Annotated in this window: 13 protein-coding genes and 3 pseudogenes; 8 read left to right on the forward strand and 8 right to left on the reverse strand. The window is 68.5% G+C overall.

The genetic code is table 11. From position 1 onward, the window contains the following. Positions 1 to 478 precede the first annotated feature (478 nt). Complete coding sequence (locus QF037_RS02255) at positions 479 to 1,852, reverse strand: aldehyde dehydrogenase family protein (RefSeq protein WP_307021273.1); 1,374 nt, start codon at positions 1,850 to 1,852, stop codon at positions 479 to 481. A 144-nt stretch (positions 1,853 to 1,996) separates the two neighbouring features. On the opposite strand from QF037_RS02255, the gene QF037_RS02260 reads away from it, so the two are divergent. From QF037_RS02260 to QF037_RS02285, 6 genes and pseudogenes are all read left to right on the forward strand, one after another. Further along, positions 1,997 to 2,350 carry an ArsR/SmtB family transcription factor gene (locus tag QF037_RS02260; protein ID WP_307021275.1) on the forward strand — a complete coding sequence of 118 codons (354 nt, stop codon included), beginning with the start codon at positions 1,997 to 1,999 and terminating at the stop codon, positions 2,348 to 2,350. Between the two features lie 651 nt (positions 2,351 to 3,001). Next, positions 3,002 to 3,338, forward strand: a pseudogene (locus QF037_RS51430) (transposase); the annotation flags it as partial. A gap of 145 nt (positions 3,339 to 3,483) precedes the next feature. Beyond that, positions 3,484 to 3,625: pseudogene (locus QF037_RS02270) on the forward strand (transposase); the annotation flags it as partial. 157 nt (positions 3,626 to 3,782) lie between these two features. Next, positions 3,783 to 5,336 carry an amino acid transporter gene (locus tag QF037_RS02275; RefSeq protein ID WP_307021277.1) on the forward strand — a complete coding sequence of 518 codons (1,554 nt, stop codon included), beginning with the start codon at positions 3,783 to 3,785 and terminating at the stop codon, positions 5,334 to 5,336. Positions 5,337 to 5,800: 464 nt separating this feature from the next. Continuing rightward, positions 5,801 to 6,127 carry a hypothetical protein gene (locus QF037_RS02280; RefSeq protein ID WP_307021279.1) on the forward strand — a complete coding sequence of 109 codons (327 nt, stop codon included), beginning with the start codon at positions 5,801 to 5,803 and terminating at the stop codon, positions 6,125 to 6,127. Between the two features lie 29 nt (positions 6,128 to 6,156). Then, positions 6,157 to 6,384, forward strand: a complete 228-nt coding sequence (locus QF037_RS02285; protein ID WP_307021281.1) for a hypothetical protein — start codon at positions 6,157 to 6,159, stop codon at positions 6,382 to 6,384. Between the two features lie 578 nt (positions 6,385 to 6,962). On the opposite strand, the gene QF037_RS02290 is transcribed toward QF037_RS02285, so the two are convergent. After that, positions 6,963 to 7,361 carry a hypothetical protein gene (locus QF037_RS02290; RefSeq protein ID WP_307021283.1) on the reverse strand — a complete coding sequence of 133 codons (399 nt, stop codon included), beginning with the start codon at positions 7,359 to 7,361 and terminating at the stop codon, positions 6,963 to 6,965. Between the two features lie 164 nt (positions 7,362 to 7,525). Between QF037_RS02290 and QF037_RS02295 the strand changes: the two genes are divergently transcribed. Next, positions 7,526 to 7,981 (forward strand): VOC family protein, encoded by a 456-nt coding sequence (locus tag QF037_RS02295; protein WP_307021285.1) that lies wholly within the window; start codon positions 7,526 to 7,528, stop codon positions 7,979 to 7,981. A gap of 81 nt (positions 7,982 to 8,062) precedes the next feature. On the opposite strand, the pseudogene QF037_RS02300 reads toward QF037_RS02295, so the two are convergent. The 6 genes and pseudogenes from QF037_RS02300 to QF037_RS02325 all read right to left on the reverse strand — a co-directional run. Beyond that, positions 8,063 to 8,261, reverse strand: a pseudogene (locus QF037_RS02300) (IS3-like element ISTesp3 family transposase); the annotation flags it as partial. A 310-nt stretch (positions 8,262 to 8,571) separates the two neighbouring features. Further along, entirely contained in the window at positions 8,572 to 10,308 is a 1,737-nt protein-coding gene (locus tag QF037_RS02305; protein WP_307021287.1) for an amylo-alpha-1,6-glucosidase, read from the reverse strand. 36 nt (positions 10,309 to 10,344) lie between these two features. Continuing rightward, complete coding sequence (locus tag QF037_RS02310) at positions 10,345 to 11,169, reverse strand: carbohydrate ABC transporter permease (RefSeq protein WP_307021289.1); 825 nt, start codon at positions 11,167 to 11,169, stop codon at positions 10,345 to 10,347. Then, entirely contained in the window at positions 11,166 to 12,149 is a 984-nt protein-coding gene (locus tag QF037_RS02315; protein ID WP_307021292.1) for a carbohydrate ABC transporter permease, read from the reverse strand. Before QF037_RS02315 ends, QF037_RS02310 begins: the two co-directional genes overlap by 4 nt. A 20-nt stretch (positions 12,150 to 12,169) precedes the next feature. Beyond that, positions 12,170 to 13,417 (reverse strand): sugar ABC transporter substrate-binding protein, encoded by a 1,248-nt coding sequence (locus QF037_RS02320; RefSeq protein WP_307021294.1) that lies wholly within the window; start codon positions 13,415 to 13,417, stop codon positions 12,170 to 12,172. Between the two features lie 165 nt (positions 13,418 to 13,582). Continuing rightward, complete coding sequence (locus QF037_RS02325) at positions 13,583 to 14,596, reverse strand: LacI family DNA-binding transcriptional regulator (RefSeq protein ID WP_307021296.1); 1,014 nt, start codon at positions 14,594 to 14,596, stop codon at positions 13,583 to 13,585. Positions 14,597 to 15,005: 409 nt separating this feature from the next. Here QF037_RS02325 and QF037_RS02330 point away from each other — a divergent pair, with 409 nt between their 5' ends. Continuing rightward, a complete protein-coding gene (locus QF037_RS02330; protein WP_307021298.1) occupies positions 15,006 to 18,659 on the forward strand; it encodes a LamG-like jellyroll fold domain-containing protein in 3,654 nt (1,217 codons plus the stop codon). Positions 18,660 to 19,041 lie beyond the last annotated feature (382 nt).

Here is a 19,041-nt window from a genome sequence, read left to right on the forward strand (position 1 = left end):
GGGAGGGGAACGGGATGAAGGTCTGTGAGGCAGGGGGTCCACGCTGTCCCGCCGGGGGCGCGGATGCGGCCCTCGGGCAAGCGCGGGCCCGTTGACGGTGACGCGGTTCCGGGACCGCGATGGGGTGTGGGTGGCGCTGGCCGCGAACGCGGCGAGAGCCGCATGCCGTCGGCGTCGGTGTCGACGCCGACCAAGGGCAACTGCCCGCCGGAGTAGGGGTGTTCGCTCCTTGCGCACGATCCGCAGCCAGCAAGGTGACGGAGTCATGTGCGCCGCCGCCGCAGTGGGTACGGATCGGTGTGGGCAGGCCGCGCCGCGACCGACTCCCTCGATGCACCCCCGCACAGAGGACCGATACACGGCTTCAGGCGATTGCGGCGGTGGCGGTAGCGGGAACAGCGATCCTCGTTCTCGCCGGCGTCAGGCACTTCCGCCGACCGGTCACTCGTCGGACAGCCTGCTTCACGAAGGCGCGGGCTTAGCTGAGCGGGACGTCCGCGACGCCCTTGAGGTGACTGAACGTCTCGAGGGAGTACCGGCCGTGGTATCGACCCATGCCGCTTTCGCCGACGCCACCGAAGGGCAGGCCGGTCATGAGCAGTTGCATCACCGGCTGGCCCCAGGCGACGCCGCCGGAGGACGTCTCGTTCAGGAGACGCGACTTGGTGGCCTCGGACTCGGTGAAGGCGTAGAGGGCGAGGGGCTTGTCGCGTTCGTTGATGAAGGCGATGGCGGCATCGAGGTCTTCGACTTCGACGACGGCGAGGATCGGGCCGAAGATCTCTTCCTGCATGACCGGCGATGCGGGGTCGACATCGGTGAGCACGGTCGGGGCGATGAACAGGTCGTCACGGTCGTGCTGACCTCCCACCGCCGCCCGGCCGGAGTCCAGCAGACGCGTGAGCCGGTCGAAGTGCCGCTCGTTGATGATCCGGCCGAAGTCGGCTGAGGTCTGCGGGGTGGTGCCGAACTGGGCTTCGACGGCCGTGCGCAGGGCGGGGACCAGTGCGGCGGCGGTGGCAGGGTCGGCCAGTACGTAGTCGGGGGCAATGCACTGCTGGCCCGCATTGCCGAACTTGGCGCCGATCAGCCGCTTGGCGGTCTCGTCCACGTCGGCGTCGGGCGCCACGTAGACCGGTGACTTGCCTCCGAGTTCCAGCGTGACGGGGGTGAGGTTCTTGGCGGCTGCGGCCATGACGATCCGGCCGACGGTGCCGTTGCCGGTGTAGAAGATCTGGTCGAAACGCTGCGCCAGGAGGGCCGTGGTCTCCTCGGCACCTCCTTCGACGACGGTGAGCACGTCGGCGTCGAAGTACTCACGCAGGAGGCGTGAAGCGACCGCCGATGTGTGCACCGAGATCTCGCTCGGCTTGGCCACCACGGTGTTTCCGGCGGCCAGTGCGCCGATGATGGGGTCGATGAGAAGGTGCAGCGGGAAATTCCACGGGGCGATCACCAGGACGACCCCGAGCGGGTCGTACGTGGTGTAGGCCGTTGTGGTGGGGCCGAAGTGGGCAGGAACGTCCACCGGGCGGGGCTGAAGCCAGCTCTCGAGATTCGCCAGCGTCTCGTCGATGTCGGCGACAGTGAAGTCGATCTCCTGCGTCTTCGCCTCGGCGGCGTTCTTCCGCAGATCCGCCCAGAGCGCTTCGATCAGCTCCTGCTCGTTCTCGACCAGCAGTGCCCGCAGCCGCTGCAGCTGGCTGACGCGCCAGTCCAGTCCGCGGGTGACGCCGGTGTTGAACGTCGCACGAAGGCGGCCGACCACCTCCGCGGCCGTTTCGCTCTGGCGGGTCCTCGAATCGGTCGCCTGTGTTGTGGTCATGGGGTGTGTGCTCCGCTCTTGATGCACGCCACGCCGTCAAAGGCGTTGAGGGCATGCCGTGGTACCGGTGATGGGCAACCCGGTGGATGACGGATGAAGGGTCAATCCGTGCCTTCACTGTAACCTATGTACGCGCCGACGCGAACATAGGGCAGGGGTTATTCTTTCCTCATGGCCAGTCGCACCTCATCACCCCTCGTCCACCCCGACATGGACGACCTCGACCTCTTCAAAATCATGAGCGCGCTGACCGACGAGACCCGGCTCACCATCGTCGTCACCCTCTCCGTCTCCCCCGGTCTGGCTTGCAGCGGCTTCACGCAGGACGTCACCGCGTCCGTACTCACCCGCCACTTTCGCGTCCTGCGCGAGGCCGGTCTCATCCGGCAGCACGATGTCGGCACCCGCCGTTTCAACACTCTGCGCAAGGAAGATCTGGACCAGCGGTTCCCCGGACTGCTCGACCTCGTCCTCAAGGAGAGCGTCGGCCGCGTGGAGCCCTACGTGAACGCCGAGTGCGCCTGACCCTCCGGGCGCCCCTCCGCGGCCGCGACGAACCGGGCCCACCGCAGCCAGGGGGTGTCCGGCTGGCTTCGATCACGTCGAACGACACCCCGGCACAAGGTCGACCAAGTCACGGCCGAGTCGGCGAGGTCAGCCTCCCGCCCCGCCGTACCCCTGCACGGACCGGCCACTGACCGCCTCTACGCACATGCGGATTGGACCGGGTCGACTCCATCGGCACGAAGACCTGCTCTCGTAGCAGGTGGCGCGGCACTTTCGGGGACGGCGAGCCGAGCGGGGCGGCGACACCCGTCAACCCCACCGCCTGGTACTCCAGTGCGGTTTCGTGATCTATCCACCAGGTTCGTCGACGGACCGCTGTTGGTAGTGGCTGCGTCGGGCTGCGGCCTGGTGGCGTCGGCGCCAGGTGGACCAGTGCAGCAGTCTGTCGGCAGTACAGGCCGGTGGGACGAAGACGGCAGCGAGCAGGTGGCGGTTCTCTGGGACGCTCAGCCTGATCGGGTCGTGGCCGCGGGCGGGATGGAGCGGGTCGGCAGGCCGGGTGGGGTTCGCGTCGGCGGCCAGGAAGGCGAGGGCGAGCATGATGTGCCGGTGCCATGAGGTCCAGTGCCTGACCTGGTACCGATCCAGGCCGACCTGGATGCTGGCGGCCTGGAGGCACACATCCAGCTCGGTGCCCCGTAGTCCTGATCTGGGGCATCTCAACGTCCACTGGACCGCCGTGATACGGGAGTACGCGGCCGCGCATGACTGGCTCACCATCGTTCAACTGCCCTCCTACGCACCGGACGTCAATCCGGTGGAGGGCATCTGGTCGCTGTTATGGCGCGGCCCGCTGGCCAACACCGTCTTCCCGATGACGAGCATCTCCAACGCACCCTGCGTCGGAGCCTGCGCCATGTCCAGCTCCGGCCCGACTCTTCCACGGCTGGCTTGCCGGCACCGGCCTCACCCTCACCCTCACCCGACAACAACCCGACGAGCTCAGCAACTCAGTCATCACAACCCGATGTTGGACACCCTCTATGTGTTCGTGAACCCCACAATCGGAACTGCTCGTCTAGGCCGAAACGGCTACTTGCCTTCGGCTTCGCGGGAGACGGGGGCCCACTCGGCCCACGGTGTTCGAGGCCGAGGCCGAGGCCGCGGCGAAGATCGGCGCCGAGTGGAACGAGCACCCGCACCAACTACCGCAACGGGCACCGCGACAAGACGCTCACCACCCAGGCCGGCGACCTCGACCTGGCCATCCCCCAACTGCGGTCCGGCAGTTTCTCGCGGACCAGCCTCCCCCACCCAGGACAGTGATCGGCTCACTCAGGCACCCCAGTGCCGGAATAAGCCGTCCCAGGCCGCATACTCGGTGATCGCTGGTGCCGTATGCCGCACCGGTGGCTATGTGAGTGTTGAAGCAGGGAAGGACAACGGGGACATGAGTGAGGCAAGCCGCCCGGTCATGCCGGAGACGGTGGACAGTCCCGCCTCGCGGGCGGAGCCGACCGGCAGAACGGCGCGGTGGCTGTTGCGTCATCGGGTGCAGCCGGTGGGGCCGGCGGCCGGTGCGCATCATGCCGATGCCGAGGCGCATGCCTGGTGGAAGGTGATGTGTCTGACAGGAGTCGACTACTTCTCCAGCCTCGCCTACGTACCGGCGATCGCTGCCTTGGCCGCAGGAGCCGTATCCCCCCTGGCGACGCTGCTGATCGTGGCGCTGACCCTGCTGGGGATGCTGCCGATGTACCGCAGGGTGGCCAAGGAGAGCCCGCACGGTGCGGGGTCGGTGGCGATGCTGGAGGACCTGCTGCCGTTCTGGTGGGGCAAGCTGTTCGTGCTGGTCCTGCTCGGTTTCGTGGCCACCTCGTGGATCATCACGATCACCCTGTCCACGGCGGACGCCTCGGTTCACGTGGTCGAAAACCCCTTCTTTCCCACGGCCCTGCATGGCCATGAGGTCGCGTTGACCGTGGCGCTGCTGCTGATTCTGGGCGGGGTCTTCCTGCTCGGATTCAGCGAAGCGGTCAAGGTGGCCATCCCCCTGGTGACCGTCTTCCTCGCCCTCAACGCCGTCGTCATCGGCGTCGGCGTGGCGCACGTGCTCACCAACCCCGAGGCCTGGTCGGCGTGGACCGATGCCCTCACCGACCTGGGCGGCTTCGGGGATCTGATCGGCCCGGCGCTGCTGGCCTTCCCGCTGCTGGTGCTGGGTCTGTCCGGCTTCGAAACCGGGGTGAGCATGATGCCGCTGGTGGCAGCCGACGGCGCCGACGACGAAGAGCGGTTGAAGGCCCGCATCCACAACACCCGCAAGCTGCTCACCGTCGCGGGGCTCATCATGAGCGTCTACCTGCTCTCCGCCAGCTTCGTCACCACGGTCCTCATCCCCAAGGACGAGTTCGAGCCCGGCGGCGCCGCCAACGGCCGGGCGCTGGCCTGGCTGGCCCACGAGCATGTCGGCGAGGCGTTCGGCACCGTCTACGACATCAGCACCATCCTCATCCTGTGGTTCGCCGGTGCCTCCGCCATGGCCGGGCTGATCAACATCGTGCCCCGCTACCTGCCCGACTACGGCATGGCACCCGAATGGGGCCGCGCTGTCCGCCCGGTCGTCCTCGTCTACACCGCCCTGTGCATCGCCATCACGATCGCCTTCGACGCCAATGTCGACAAGCAGGCCGGCGCCTACGCCACCGGCATCCTGGCGATGATGGTCTCCGGCGCCTTCGCCGTCACCATGTCCGTCGCACGCGACCGCCGCCGGACAGCGACCGTCGGTTTCGCCCTGCTCACAGCAGTCCTGCTCTACGCGCTGGTGGCCAACATCGTCGACAAGCCCGACGGCATCGCCATCTCCGGCTTCTTCATCCTCGGCATCATCCTCGTGTCGCTGGTCTCCCGCGTCTCGCGCACCACCGAACTGCGCGCGGACCGCATCGTCTTCGACGAGACCGCACGCCGGTTCATCGCCGACACCGTTCCTGTGGACTGAGCGGGAGTGAGCCCGTTCAGCCGCGCGCCCCGAACGGTCTTGGGCGAGCTGGTCCCCGGCGTACTCGACCCCGGGTGGCGACACGCATCCTGTGCGTGGTCCGGGCCCGGGAGGCCAGTTCCCTGCGCGACCTGGCCAGTTGGGCACGGCCAGAGGCGGCGGGGAGGCCCAGACCCATCCTCTGGTGGAGCAGGGGCCCCGCACGCTGACGCCGTACCCGGTGTCCCAGGTCGCACGATCACGTTAGCCCGATCAGCCCAGCACTCCGCAAGCCCGCCAGCAGACGATCACCCGATCGAGCTAACTCGACCTCGTACGCACTCCCTGGCGAGCAGTTATCAACCCTCGCCCACGACGACTCCATCAACATCATCGCCAACCGGCGCCAGACCGGCGACGAAGCCGAGTACAGCGGCAAGGAACGCGAACAGCGCGGCACCAACCCGGTACCGGGCCTCGCCGACGTGCTCTTCCTGGAAATCGACGTCGTCGACCCCTCCGACTTCAGCGAGACCCTCACCGTCCACGGCGTCGAAGTCGACGGGTACCGCGTCCTGCGCGCCCAGGCCCCGGCCGCGCCCAACGCCATCGCCGCCATCCTCCTGGCTCTGCGGGATGCCACCGGGGTGCGTCCGCACTGCTACTTCGCCTGGGCCGAGGGAAGCCCCGTGGTGCACATGTTCCGCTACTTCCTCCTCGGCCGCGGCGACACCGCCCCGGTCACCCGCGAGATCATCCGCAGCAACGAACCCGACCCCGACCGCCGGCCCGGCATCCACGTCGGCGGCTGAGCGGCGGGCTCGCCGCATGGCCTCTGATCGTGGCCGGCCTCGTCGAGGACGTGGCCGGCCACGATGGTCATGTCTACGCCGGCGGCGTGACGGTGGTGTGGGTGACGGGCAATTCAGGGACCGGCAAGTCCTCGGTCTGCGGGGTGTTGCGAGGACGTGGCTATGTCGCGCTCGACGCCGATGAGGACGGCTTCTGTCACTGGATCGACCGAGCCACGGGCGAGGTCGTGACGGATTCGCCGTATCCGGTTCCCTAACCGGAGTTGATCAAGAGCAGCAGGCCACCCCCGGGCCACATCTCCTGTTCGGCCACAAGGCCGGTGAGACACCTGCCGACTTCGGCCAAGACAGCGGCACGGTCGGTGGGCCCGAAGAAAGACGATGAAGTCGTCTGCTGCGGCCTCGTAGACCCGTACGCGGCTGTGCGGGCCGGTAGAGGACGCTTCGCGGATACGTACCGGCACCACACCCCGAGCAACGGCACCCCTGCGCAACCTCGCCATCGGACTCATACGCCAAGCAGGCTGGACCAACATCGCCGCCGCAGCCGATCACTACCGGTCACGCCCGCAGCACGCGACCGCCATGCTCCGACTCACAGCGTGAGAACGCATCGCCCCTGCGGGAAACAGAGCAAACCGAACCTCGTGGCAGCCATCACGAACAGCAAAGCTGCATAAACGCCAAGCTTAGAGAGAAGAGCCCTTATCGTTCCGAGAGTTCGTCGATTCCCCGCCCGACCCCCGCGGTGCGAACCGGCCAGGCTGGTCCTCGATCAGCCAGCCCCGCTCCACCAGCCGCTTCAACTTCCCCCGCGTCCCCTCGATCTTCACGGTCACCGTGGGCAGCCCGATCCGGGCACGATCTGCCTGGCCTGCATCGGCCCGGACGCGTCCGCGATCACCTCCACGATGTCCTGGTACACGTCCGGCAGGACATCTCTCGTGAGACCTTCCCGCCAGTGCGGCACCATGATCGCCCCCACCACCCGCACTTCGGGCTCCACCTGCGTCTGTGGCGCCACCGGCTCCCGCAACGGCGCAGTCTCGGCCACGTCCTGCCCGGACAGCTCGGCGAGCACCTCGGCCACCGTCTCGCGCGTCACCCGCAGCCGCGACGCCTCCCGCTCGCCCTCAAGACGCGCGGTCAACTCGGCGATATCTGCCTCGAGTTCCTCCACCCGCCCACGGGCCGCCACCTCCCGCGCCTCCAACTCCTCGATCAACGACACCATCGACCCCCTACTCCACCCGCCACAGTAGAAAGACGCCTACCCCACCCACACCGTCAACCAGCGTTCTCCCAGCTCAGAGCTACCCTGGGAGAGAGCCACACCCAACGCGGTTCGGCGCCACCCCGGTGAGCCGCAGCCCCGCAGGCGGCCGGTAGTGTTGGCCGGTGATCACCAACCCGAAACTCCAGCTGACCATCGACTGTGCCGAGCCGGAGCGACTCGCGGCGTTCTGGTCCGCAGCACTGGGCTACGAAGTCGAGCCGCCACCAGCGCCCTTCGCCAGCTGGCGCGCGTACTGGTTGGACCAGGGCTTGCCAGAGGAGGAGCTAGGCACGGGTGACTGCAGTGACTCCGTCGTCGATCCACAGGGCGTCGGACCGCGGATTTGGTTCCAGCAGGTGCCCGAGCCGAAGGCCACCAAGAACCGGCTCCACCTCGACCTCGGCGTGAGCGGTGGGCGCGGCGTCCCGTTCGCAACCCGTAAGGAGCGTGTCCTTGCCAAGGTGGCGCAACTGGAGAGCGCTGGTGCGTCCCGGCTACGCGTCGAGGAATCGGAGCAATCGGGCTCCTGCTTCGTCGTCATGCAGGATCCGGAGGGCAACGAGTTCTGCGTTCACTGAGCTCAGCGCCGGCGGTCCCCTTCGCGGCGCGTTTCAGCACCGACCCTGCTCAGCCCTTCCCCCCCCAGAAGAGCTACACCCGTCGGCGATGGACCAGCCGACGACTTTGTCGCGAAGCAGTCCAGCACAGTCGCGAGATAGAGGAACTTGCCGCCTGCGAGCGGGAGATACGTGATGTCGCCCATGTACTTCCGTCCCGGCCCGGAGGCCGTGAAGTCCCGCTGGAACAGGTCCGGGACCCGTGAGGTGGCCGGGTCCGGGCGGTGGTGCGGACACGTCTGGGGGAGGCCCCACGGGTCCTCCCCTCTCAGCGTGAAGACCGTGACTGCCGGGGAAGTGGGAAGTCATGGCGGAGAAGCGACGGACGTTTGATCCGGAGTTCCGTGAGGGTGCGGTAAGGATCGTGGCGGAGACCTGGAAGCCGAATCGCCGAGGTCACCAAGGACCTGGGCATCAGCGAGAGCACGCTGACCAGCCGTCTGGCGCGGGTGGCGGATCTGGGGAGAGTGGAGTGCGACGTCGTTGTGCGGCTCCTGGTGAGGGGAAGGACTGGGCTCCGTACGGCCCCGGGGCTGTGCGGAGCCGGCCGGTCAGCTGCCGTCTCGGCGTGCGTATGCCTGGGCGAGGAGGAGGTAGCTGCTGGCGGTCCAGGTGTAGGCGCGGTCGCGCAGGCCTGTGCCGGTGAGGGCGTCGAAGTTCTCGGCGAAGCCGTGGGTCTCGCACAGGGCGCGGAAGCGGGCGCTGATGTCGTCGGCCAGTCGGTCGTGGCCGGCGCGGCGCAGGCCGTCCTCGACGAGGACGGTGGCGGGGGCCCAGATCGGGCCGCGCCAGTAGCCGTCGGCCAGGTAGTGCGGTGAGGTGGGCTGTTCGGTGGCCAGGCCGTACGGCGTGAGGTGGGCCTTGATGCGGTCGGCGAGCGTACTGGCGATGTCGGCGGGCAGGTGCTCGCCCAGTGCGATGGGCATCAGGTCGAGGAGGCTGGCGCTGCTCCAGGTCTCCGCGGAGCCGGCCGAGCGGGCGACGAACCTGTCTTCGGTCCAGAGCTGGTCGAGTAGCGCGGTCTGCATCTCCTCGGCCGCGGCGTGCCACCGGCTCGCTTCGTCCGGCCTGTTCAACTCCTTCGCCACTTCGGCGAGTTCGTGCATCTGGAGGGTGAGGAAGGCGGCCAGGTCGGCGGTGACGACCACGCGTGCGGGGTCGAAGGTGGTGGCGTTGTCCCAGCCGCTGTCGTTGCCGTGCTGGTAGTGGGGCAGGTCGGCGCCGGGGGCGCGGCGGGCGGTGAGCCAGAAGCCGGTCCAGCGTTCCAACCGCTCGTACGCCTCGGTCAGTTCGGCCCGGTCGAGTGGTATGGGCAGCATGCGGCGCAGGTGGCCGAAGGCCCAGCCGTGGATGGGCGGCTTGACGAAGTTGTAGAGGACCTCGGAGTGGGTGACCGAGTCCGGCAGGGCGCCGCTCTCGTCCTGGTGGTCGAAGGGCAGGTGGAACTGGTCGCGGGCCAGTTCGGGGCAACCGGAAGCGAGGGCAAGGGCGTTGAAGCAGTGGTCCCAGCTCCAGACCTTGTCCATCCAGTGCTTGGACATCAGCACGCCGGGCCGGGTGACCAGGCCCTTTGCCGCCACGGTCGCCGACCATACGACGTAGGCGGCGAGTTCGGCGGCCGGGGTGGCGGCCGAACGCCAGGGCGCCACCGCGTCGGCGAAGGCGGCGAAGGCGGCCTGCGCGGCCGCCACGACCTCGTCGAAGGATGCCGAGGGATCGTAGCGCGGGCGGGCGGTGTCGAGTTCCTCGATCGCGATCTCCCAGACGCCGTCCGCCTGCGCGGTCATGACGACCCCGCGCTCGGCACCGCCCAGGGCCTGGGTTCCGGCCGTGCGGGCGATCGTGCCGGACAGCACGGTGACGCGGTAACGTCGTCCGGTCTCGTAGGAGGTGAACACGTGCGCGTTCGCCGCCGGGTCGTGGAAGAAGTACGTCCCGCTGAACGGGGTCAGGACGTGCGCGGCGGCGAAGACGCCGAGGTCCAGGCCGCTCCCCCGCAGCCGTACGGTGTCCGGCGTCTCGTAGGCGAGGTCGACGCGTCCGCTCTGGGCTGTCCAGCTCAGGAGGCCCGGTGTCGCCTCGACGCGGGTCTCCGCGCGGGCGGCCGAAGTCGTGTGCAGGGGGGCCAGTCGCAGGACGGCGTGCATGCCGTTCTGGTGCGAGACGAGGTGGAGGTCCTCGGCGTAGGTCTTCTCCGCGATCACGGGCGAGATGTCGAACCAGGATCCGTAGGTGCTGAACGGGATGTCGTGGACGGAGAAGGCCGGGCCGGCAGGGGCGGCGGTCATGGGGCGTGACTCGTTTCTCGAGCAGGGGGTGGGGGCTCAGTCCTTCACGGCACCGGCGGTCACGCCGGCGGCGACGTAGCGCTGGGCGAGGACGAGGATGACCGCGGCCGGCAGGGAGGCCATCACCGCGGTGGCCATGATGGCGTTCCACTCCTGGTTGTTGTTGCCGATGTAGTGGTAGATGCCGAGCGTGATCGGTTCGTGGGCGCCGCCGTTGACCAGGGTGCTGGCGAAGATGAAGTCGGACCAGGACCACAGGAAGGCGAACAGGGACACCGTGACGACGGCGTTGCGGCTGATCGGCAGGACGATGGACCAGAAGGTGCGCAGGGCCTGGGCCCCGTCCACCTGCGCGGCTTGGAGCAGCTCGCCCGGAATGCCGGACATGAAGGCGGTGAAGATCAGGACCGCGAAGGGGACGGCCAGGGTGGAGTCGGCGACGATCAGGCCGGGGACGGACTGGAGGAGGCCGAGCTGGAGGTAGATGGCGTAGAAGCCCATCGCCATGATGATGCCGGGGATCATCTGGGCGGCCAGCAGGACGAAGCTCAGGATGCCGCCGCCCCGTGGGCGGAGCTTGGCCAGGGCGTAGCCGGCGGGGGCGGACAGGGCCACGGTCAGGACGACGGTGCCCAGGCCGATGACGAGACTGGTGCCGAGGTAGGGCAGTTGCTCGTCGAGGACGGTGCGGTAGCCGGCGAGGGTGCCGTGGGTGGGGAACAGGTCCGGCGGGCTCTTGCGCATGTCCTGGTCACGGGTGAAGGACACGTTGATCATCCAGTAGACCGGGAAGAGCATGATCGCGGTCAGCAGGACGCCGATCGTGGTCTTCCCCCACGTACGGCTGCGGGTTCGGCTCATGACAGCGCCTGCTTTCTCTGCGCCCGGACATAGACCAGGCCGAAGACCAGGGCGGCGACCACGAGCAGGTTGCCTACTGCCGCTCCGGGGCCGAAGGCGGGCAGAAGGTTGCCGAAGCCGAGCTGGTAGGACCAGGTGGCGAAGGTGGTGGAGGAGTCGGCCGGGCCGCCTTTGGTCATGATCCAGATGATGTCGAAGACCTTGAGGGTGTAGATCAGCCCCAGCAGCAGGGTGATCGCGGACACCGGGCGCAACAACGGGAAGGTGATCCGCCAGAACCGCTGCCAGGCGTTCGCCCCGTCGATGGCCGCCGCCTCGTACAGCGAGGTCGGGATGGACTGGAGGCCGCTGTAGAGCACGACCAGGTTGAAGGGGACGCCGATCCAGATGTTCGCGATGATCACCGAGGTCAGTGACCAGGACGGGGAGGTCAGCCAGTTCACCGGGTCGAACCCGAGGCCGCTCAACAGGGCGTTGACGATGCCGGAGTCGCTGTTGAGCATCCACGACCAGGTCGAGGCCGAGACGATCAGCGGCAGCAGCCACGGGACCAGGAACAGGGCGCGGAGTGTGGCCGAGAGCCGGAAGTTCTGGTGGAAGAAGACCGCGAGGGCGAGCCCGATGGCGTACTGGAAGATCAGGCATACGGCGGTGAACACCACGGTGTGCAGCAGGGCCGGTGCGAAGGTCGGGTCGTCGAGGATCTTGCGGTAGTTGTCCAGGCCCGTGAACGGCGCGTCGCCCTGGACGAAGGAGCGGACGGTGTAGTTGCGCAGGCTCAGGTCGAGGTTGCGGTAGAGCGGATAGGCGTAGAAGAGGGCGAGGTAGAGGGTCACCGGGGCGAGGAAGCCCCAGGCGGCCCACTGGGTGGAGGCGGGACGGCGGCGCGTGCCGCTGCCGTCCGGTGGCGGGGCGGCGGCCGCCCCACCCTTTCGGACGCCCTCGGTCCGGTGGTCCGGGAGCTGTGTCGTGTGATTCATCAACGGCCCTTGTGGTCGGGCTACTTGGCGGCGGACTGGGCCTCGGACAGCGCGTCCTTGGGCGACTTGGAGCCACTGAGGGTGGACTGGACGGCCTTCCACAGCTGCTCGGAGATCTTGGGGTACTTGGTGCCCAGGTCGTCGCTGGTGCGTCCCTTGGCGGCCTTGACCGCGTCGACCCAAGGCTTCAGGTCGGCGTTCGCAGCCACCTGCTTGTCCTGGACCTCGCTGGTGGGTGCCACGTAGGACAGGGTGGTGTCGGTGTTGTAGAGGTTGTCGCCGCTGGTCAGGCAGGTGACCAGCTTCTGGGAGGTGGCGTAGCGGCCACTGTCGTCCTGGACCGGGATGGTGACGAACTCACCGCCGGTGGGGGCCGCCGCGCTGCCGCCCGCGGCGGCGGGGATGGGCAGCACGCCGAAGTCGAATCCGGCCTTCTTGGCGCCGGCGAGCTGCCAGGTGCCGTTCTCGGCGAAGGCGTAGTCGCCGGTCGCGAACTCCTGCCAGCTGGTGGTCTGGGTGTTGTTGAGGACAGAGTTGGGGGCGTAGCCGTCCGACAGCCAGTCCTTCCAGAGCGTCAGTGCCGACACGGCCTGCGCGGAGTCGAGTTCGGTGAGCTTGGCGTCCGCGCCCCAGAACCAGGGCAGGAACTGGAAGCTGCCCTCCTCGGTGCCGATGGCGGAGAAGGTGATGCCCTTCTTGCCGGCCTTCTTCACCTTCGCCAGGGCGGCCGTCAGCGACGGCCAGTCCTTGATCGAGGCGACGTCGACGCCGGCCGCCTTCAGGACGTCCTTGTTGTAGTAGAGGGCGAGGGTGTTGGCGCCGATCGGGGTGCCGTAGGTCTTGCCGCCGGACTGGCCGGCCGCGAGCAGGTTGGGGTCGACCTTGGAGGTGTCCAGCTTGTTGTCGTCGGTCGTGGTGAGCACGCCTGCCTCGGCCATGGTCGACACCACCGGGTTGTCGACGATGAGGACGTCCGGGGAGTTGCCCTGCTGCGCCGCCAGCAGGGTCTTGTTGCCCAAGTCGCTGGTGTCGAAGGCGGTCCGCTTGACCTTCACGCCGGCCTCGGTGCCGCACTGGTCCAGCAGCTTCGCCCAAGCCGAGGTCTTGTCGAACTGCGGGTAGGGGTCCCAGAGGGTGTACGTGCCGCTGCCGGCGTCCTTGGTGTCGCTGCTTCCGGAGCCGGAGGAGCAGGCGGTGGCGGTGACGGCCACGGCGAGGGCGGTCACGGCCGCGGCGGTCAGACGGCGCTGTCTGGAGAAGCTGTTCATCGCGAGGATTCCTTTGTTCTGGGCATGCGGGTGCCGAGGACATGGGGGTGTCGAGGGCAAAGGGGTGCTTAGGGCACGGGGTGGTGGCAAAAAGCGGCCACGGTGAGCGGTCCAGGCGCCCGGTGAGTGAGGTGAAGTGGGGTGAGGTGAACTGTGCGGGTGTGGTCAGGAGGCGGTGCCCGGCCCGGTGCTGGCCCGCAGGGAAATGGGCGGTGTCAGGAGATGGTGCCGGGGCGGCGCGTCGGGACGGTCGAGCCGCTCCACCAGCAGGTCGACGGCGAGCCTGCCCATCTCCTCCGCCGGTACGTCCGCTGCGGTGAGCTGCGGGGTCACCGTCTCGGCCCACCGGCCGGCGACGACTCCGGTGACGGAGAAGTCGCGCGGCACATGGCGGCCCGCCCGCGCGAGCCCCCGGTACAGCCCGCCGAGGGCGGCTTCGTTCAGGGTGACCAGCGCCGTGGTGGCGGGGTCGTCGTGCAGGATGCGTTCCACGCAGGTCTGACCGGAGGCGGCGTCGTCCCCGCAGCAGTACGTCCGGACGGTGAGCCCGCGTTCGGCGGCGGCCTTGGTGAAGCCGTCCAGGCCGCGGTGCGCGGACTCGTACCCGGCCCGCAGCAGCTGCTCGGGGCGGTTGACGAAGGCGATCCGGCGATGGCCGAGATCCGCCAGGTGGTGCACACACGCCGCCGTCAGTGCGGTGTGGTCCAGGCCGACCCACCAGCTGCCCTCCGGGTGGGCGGTGCGGCCGATGGCGACGGAGGGGAAGTCCAGCTCGGCCAGGTGGTCGGCCCGGTCGTCCTCGAGCCTGATCTCCATCAGGATCGCGCCGTCGACCCTCCGCTCCCCCAGCAGCCGTTGGAACGAGCGATCACTGTCCACACCGCTCGGGGAGAGCAGCACGTCGTAGTCGTAGGCTGCCGCGGCCTCCACCACACTGCCGATGAAGTCCAGCTGCATCCCCGTGTAGTGGTTCCCGGCCGGGGGGAACACCAGGCCGATCGTACTGGTCCGCCCGTTGGCCAGGGCACGCGCACTGGCGTTGGGCCGGTAGCCCAGTTCGTCGATGACCTCCTGGATCTTCCGTCGGGTGTCGTCCGAGACCGGGCGCTTGCCGCTCAGCGCGTACGAAACGGTGCTCCGCGAGACACCGGCCCGCCGGGCGATCTCACCGATGTTCACGGGTGGCTCCTTGCTCGAACCGGTTCGGCTCCTCGGTGGAGACCGTACTCGCCGGTCGTGAGAGTAGAGGGTGGAACGTCTGGCGAAAGCCGATCGTCGAACCGGTTCGCGTGAAGTGAAGGTAGGAACAAGCCGAACGCCTGTCAACACCCCCGACAGCACTTTCCTGTCCGCCAGAAAGCCCGGATTTCTTCGGGCCTGGGGGATTGCTGGCCAGGATTCCCGGTGCTAGCTTCCCCGAACCGGTTCGATGAAGTGATCCTTCCGACGACCCCACGCCGGTTCCACGCCTTCCTTGGGAGGCACAGAGGCCGCCACCCCCTGTCCACCTAGTGAGTCCCCCACTGCCCCCGTTCCATGATCGAACCGGTTCGACGCACCCGACACTCCAGGATTGAGGACGCAATCCATGCCACCCGCTGACAGATCAGCCCGGCGCCGGGCTCCGGCCGCCGTGGCACTGGCCCTCGGCGCCGGCCTGCTGGCCGCGCCCGCCGCACCCGCGCAGGCGGCCGAGACGCCGCAACCCATCGCCCGCTACACCTTCGACGTGGACGATCTCGCCTCCGGGAAGATCACCGACACGTCCGGGAACGGCCTGACGGCAACCCTGGTGAACGGCTCCACCGCCCAGTCCGTCGACGGCGCGACCGGCGGCAAGGCGCTCGCTCTGCCCGGCGGCGCACCCGACTCCAACGGCGCCTACGTCCGCCTCCCCCGCGAAGTGCTCGGCGACGCGGCCGACTTGACGGTCTCCGCCCGCGTGAAGTGGAGCGGCGACAAGTCGTCCTGGCAGCGGATCTTCGATCTGGGCACCAACACCACCAAGTACCTCTTCGCCACCCCGTACAACGGCAACGGACTGCTCCAGACGTCCGTGACCACCGGCGGAGGGGGTGCGGAGGCACAGGTCCGCGGCTACGCGCCACTCCCCGCCGACCAGTGGCGGACCGTCACCGTCACCCTCGACACCGCCGCCAAGCGGCTCACCACCTACCTCGACGGCGTGGCGGTCTCCTCCACCGCGACCAGCATCAAGGCCAAGGACGTACTGGACGCTTCGGCCACCGCCGCCGGGTACATCGGCAAGTCATTCTGGCCGGACCCGCTGCTCAAGGGCGCGGTCGACGACTTCGCCGTCTGGCACGCCGCGCTCAGCCCCGAGCAGGTGGCCGGCACCGTCGGAACCGTACCGACCCTTCAGGAGCTGTCGAAGACGTCCTTCGAGGTCCGTACGACGACCGGAACCGCCCCGTCCCTGCCCGCCGCCGTCCGCGCCTCCTTCTCCGACGGTTACGACCGCGACGCGCCGGTCACCTGGGACGCCGTACCGTCCGACGAGTACGCCCGGCCGGGCACGTTCACCGTGGCCGGAACCGCGGCCGGGCGCGCGGTGAAGGCCACCGTCACCGTGGTCCGCGAGGGAGCCCTGACCGTCGACCTCGCCTCGGACACCGGCGCGTTCCACGGCGGCGCCTCCGGCACGCTCTACGGCGTGTACGGACCGGACGTCCCCACCAACAACCTCATCGAGGGCATGGGCCTGCGCACCGTCTCCACAAAGGCCCAGGACGGTCCGCAGCACCCGGGCGCCGACGCACTGGAGGTGGTGCAGCCGCTGGCCGACTCCACCGACGGGGACGTCTACATCTACATGACGGACATCCACCGCGGCTTCCCGTACGAGTGGCCCGGCGACACCCCCGCGCAGAAGCTGAAGCTGTACGAGGAGAAGATCGCCAAGCAGGTCGACCAGGTGCTGAAACTGCCCAAGCAGTACCAGGACAACATCGTCTTCGTGCCGTTCAACGAGCCCGAGGGCAACATGTTCGGCACCGGCGACTGGAGCTACAACAAGGTCAGTTGGCTCAACGACCCCGACGACTTCTTCGCCGCCTGGGACTCCGCGTACAAGCTCATCAAGGGCAAGATGCCGGACGCCCGCATCGCCGGCCCCAACACCAGCGTCCTGTACGACCAGGTGAAGGGCTTCCTCACCCACTCCCTGGCCGCCGGCACCCTCCCGGACGTCATCACCTGGCACGAGCTGAGCCACCCGGAGGCGGTGCGCCAGAGCGTCGCCAAGTACCGGACGTGGGAGAAGGACCTGTTCAAGGGGACCTCCCGCGTGGGCACCCAACTCCCCATCAACATCAATGAGTACGCCTTCAACTACCACACCTCCGTACCCGGCCAGATGATCCAGTGGGTGTCCGCGATCGAGGAGTCCAAGGTGGACGCCGACATCGCGTACTGGAACATCGACGGCAACCTCTCCGACTCCGCGGTGCAGTCCAACCGCGGCAACGGCCAGTGGTGGCTGCTGAATTCCTACGCCTCGATGAGCGGGCACACGGTCGCGGTGAACCCGCCGTTCCCCGGCCAGAACTACACCATGCAGGGTGTCGCCACCCTCGACGAGAAGAAGAAGCAGACACGCCTGATCTTCGGTGGCTCCACCGGCAAGGGCCACATCACCTTCGCCAACGTCCCGAAGAAGGTCTTCGGCAAGAGCGTGCACGCCTGGGTCCGCGAGATCGACTGGAGCGGCCAGATCGGCGACAACTCCGGCCCGAAACTGCTCACGGAGACGAACCTCAAGGTCGGCGCCGACGGTACGGTCAACGTCGACTTCGGCGACGGCACGCTGCCGACACTGAAGGAGTCGTCGGCGTACGAGATAGTCCTGACCCCGGCCGGGGAGGCGAAGGGCACGCAGATCGCGCCCGTGCGCTGGCAGGGTTCGTACGAGGCCGAGGACGCGGCGCACACCGGGTCCGGCTACTCCAAGAACGGTCCGGAGGGCTCGACGAGTGACGTGTCGAAGTTCTACACCTCTGGCGGCTACGACGTGGGCGGCCTGCGCACCGGCTCCGACGTCACGCTCGACTTCACCGTGGACGTCCCCGAGGACGGCACCTACGACCTGAGTGTCTTCGCCAACTCCCTCAACACCTTCGACAAGGTGAAGGAGCAGGGCCCCACCAACGTCTTCCTCCGGGTCGACGGCTCCGCCGACACCGAGCAGGAGTTGTCCATGCCGCTCGGCTACAAGTGGGTGGTGTGGGACCACACCGACACCAAGGTGAAGCTGACCAAGGGCAAGCACACCCTGACGCTCGCCGCGAAGAGTCTGGACGGCAAGCGGGTCACGAAGGGCGACGCCATCGTGGACCGGCTCACGCTGTCCCTGCCGAGCGCGGCTGCCAGCACCCAGGTGTACGAGGGTGAGTTGGCCTGGGTCGGCGGCGGTGCCCGGCCCGTGTACGACCTGCCGAAGCGGGCGGCCACCGGATCGGGCGCGGCCCGGCTCGCGAAGGGCCAGACGGCCACGTTCTGGGTCTACTCCCCCGCCGACCGCGAGGCCACCCTCGACATCGACACCCTCGGCGGGGCGAACGGCCGGGTCTCGGTCAACGGACACGAGGTGCTACGGCTGTCCAAGGACCGGCGTGCCGTGGCGGTCTCCCTCTCGGGCGGCGTCAACAAGGTGACAGTGACCGGTGGTTCGGCCCCGACGCTCGTCGACCGGCTCACGGTCACACCCACCGAGGGCGCGCTGCCGGTGCGCACATACGAGGCACAGGACGCTGCGCTCGTCGGCACAGCGAAGCTCGCGCCACTGTCGCTCGCCACCCACGGTACGGCGATCACCGGCATCGGCGGCGACCCGGGCAACGGCAACACGGCGACGTTCACGGTCGCCGCGGACAAGCCCGGTCTGTACGCGCTGCGCATCCGCTACTCCAACCCCGAGCAGTCCGAGGCCACCCACTACAACCCGGACCCGCTCGCCCGGCACGCGGACATCTCCGTCAACGGCGGCGCGATCCAGCGGGTCGGCTTCCCGCACACCTTCCACCAGAACGACTTCTGGGAGCTGACCGTCCCCGTCCAGCTGAAGAAGGGGCAGAACACGATCTCTTTCCGGTCCGAGGAACTGCCGAACTTCGACGGCAAGACGTACGCCTCGGACACCTTCCCCGGCGTGCTGCTGCGCTCGCGCTACGCCCCGCTGATCGACCGGATCGCCGTGGCGCCGTACGCACGGGAGGTGCGCTGAGGATATGACCACCGGCGGCGACGCGAGGCGCACAACGCCTGGGTAGCGGGGCGCTCTCTTCCCCATGCCCCGCTCCACAGGTACGCGCGCTTCGCCGCCGGTGCGCACATCAGACGCCCGGTTCGGCCTTCGTCGGCGGAACCGGGCGTCCGCCATGGCCGGACCGGACGCGGCCCGTCGTCCCCGGATCAGCACGCCGGAGCCAAGGCTCCGGCGTGCCCGCGCATCGTCTGCGCGACCCCTCCACACAAGTGGGCCTGGCCGGTGAAGCAGTCGACGCATCGGCTCTGCGTACCCGGATGCCGCACCACACTTGGCCTCCGTCCACCGACTGGCGGCGAACTCACGGCAGTCTCCTGTTGACTTCCTCTCCCGCCTAAAG

Origin of the sequence: Streptomyces canus, assembly GCF_030815415.1 — a bacterium.
Lineage (GTDB): Bacteria > Actinomycetota > Actinomycetes > Streptomycetales > Streptomycetaceae > Streptomyces > Streptomyces canus_F.

Bases quoted from the DNA above. Each gene is read 5' to 3' on its own strand.
- QF037_RS02260 (WP_307021275.1), top strand. From the start codon at position 1,997: ATGGCCAGTCGCACCTCATCACCCCTCGTCCACCCCGACATGGACGAC.
- QF037_RS02275 (WP_307021277.1), top strand. From the start codon at position 3,783: ATGAGTGAGGCAAGCCGCCCGGTCATGCCGGAGACGGTGGACAGTCCC.
- QF037_RS02290 (WP_307021283.1), bottom strand. From the start codon at position 7,361: ATGGTGTCGTTGATCGAGGAGTTGGAGGCGCGGGAGGTGGCGGCCCGT.
- QF037_RS02305 (WP_307021287.1), bottom strand. From the start codon at position 10,308: ATGACCGCCGCCCCTGCCGGCCCGGCCTTCTCCGTCCACGACATCCCG.
- QF037_RS02310 (WP_307021289.1), bottom strand. From the start codon at position 11,169: ATGAGCCGAACCCGCAGCCGTACGTGGGGGAAGACCACGATCGGCGTC.
- QF037_RS02315 (WP_307021292.1), bottom strand. From the start codon at position 12,149: ATGAATCACACGACACAGCTCCCGGACCACCGGACCGAGGGCGTCCGA.
- QF037_RS02320 (WP_307021294.1), bottom strand. From the start codon at position 13,417: ATGAACAGCTTCTCCAGACAGCGCCGTCTGACCGCCGCGGCCGTGACC.
- QF037_RS02330 (WP_307021298.1), top strand. From the start codon at position 15,006: ATGCCACCCGCTGACAGATCAGCCCGGCGCCGGGCTCCGGCCGCCGTG.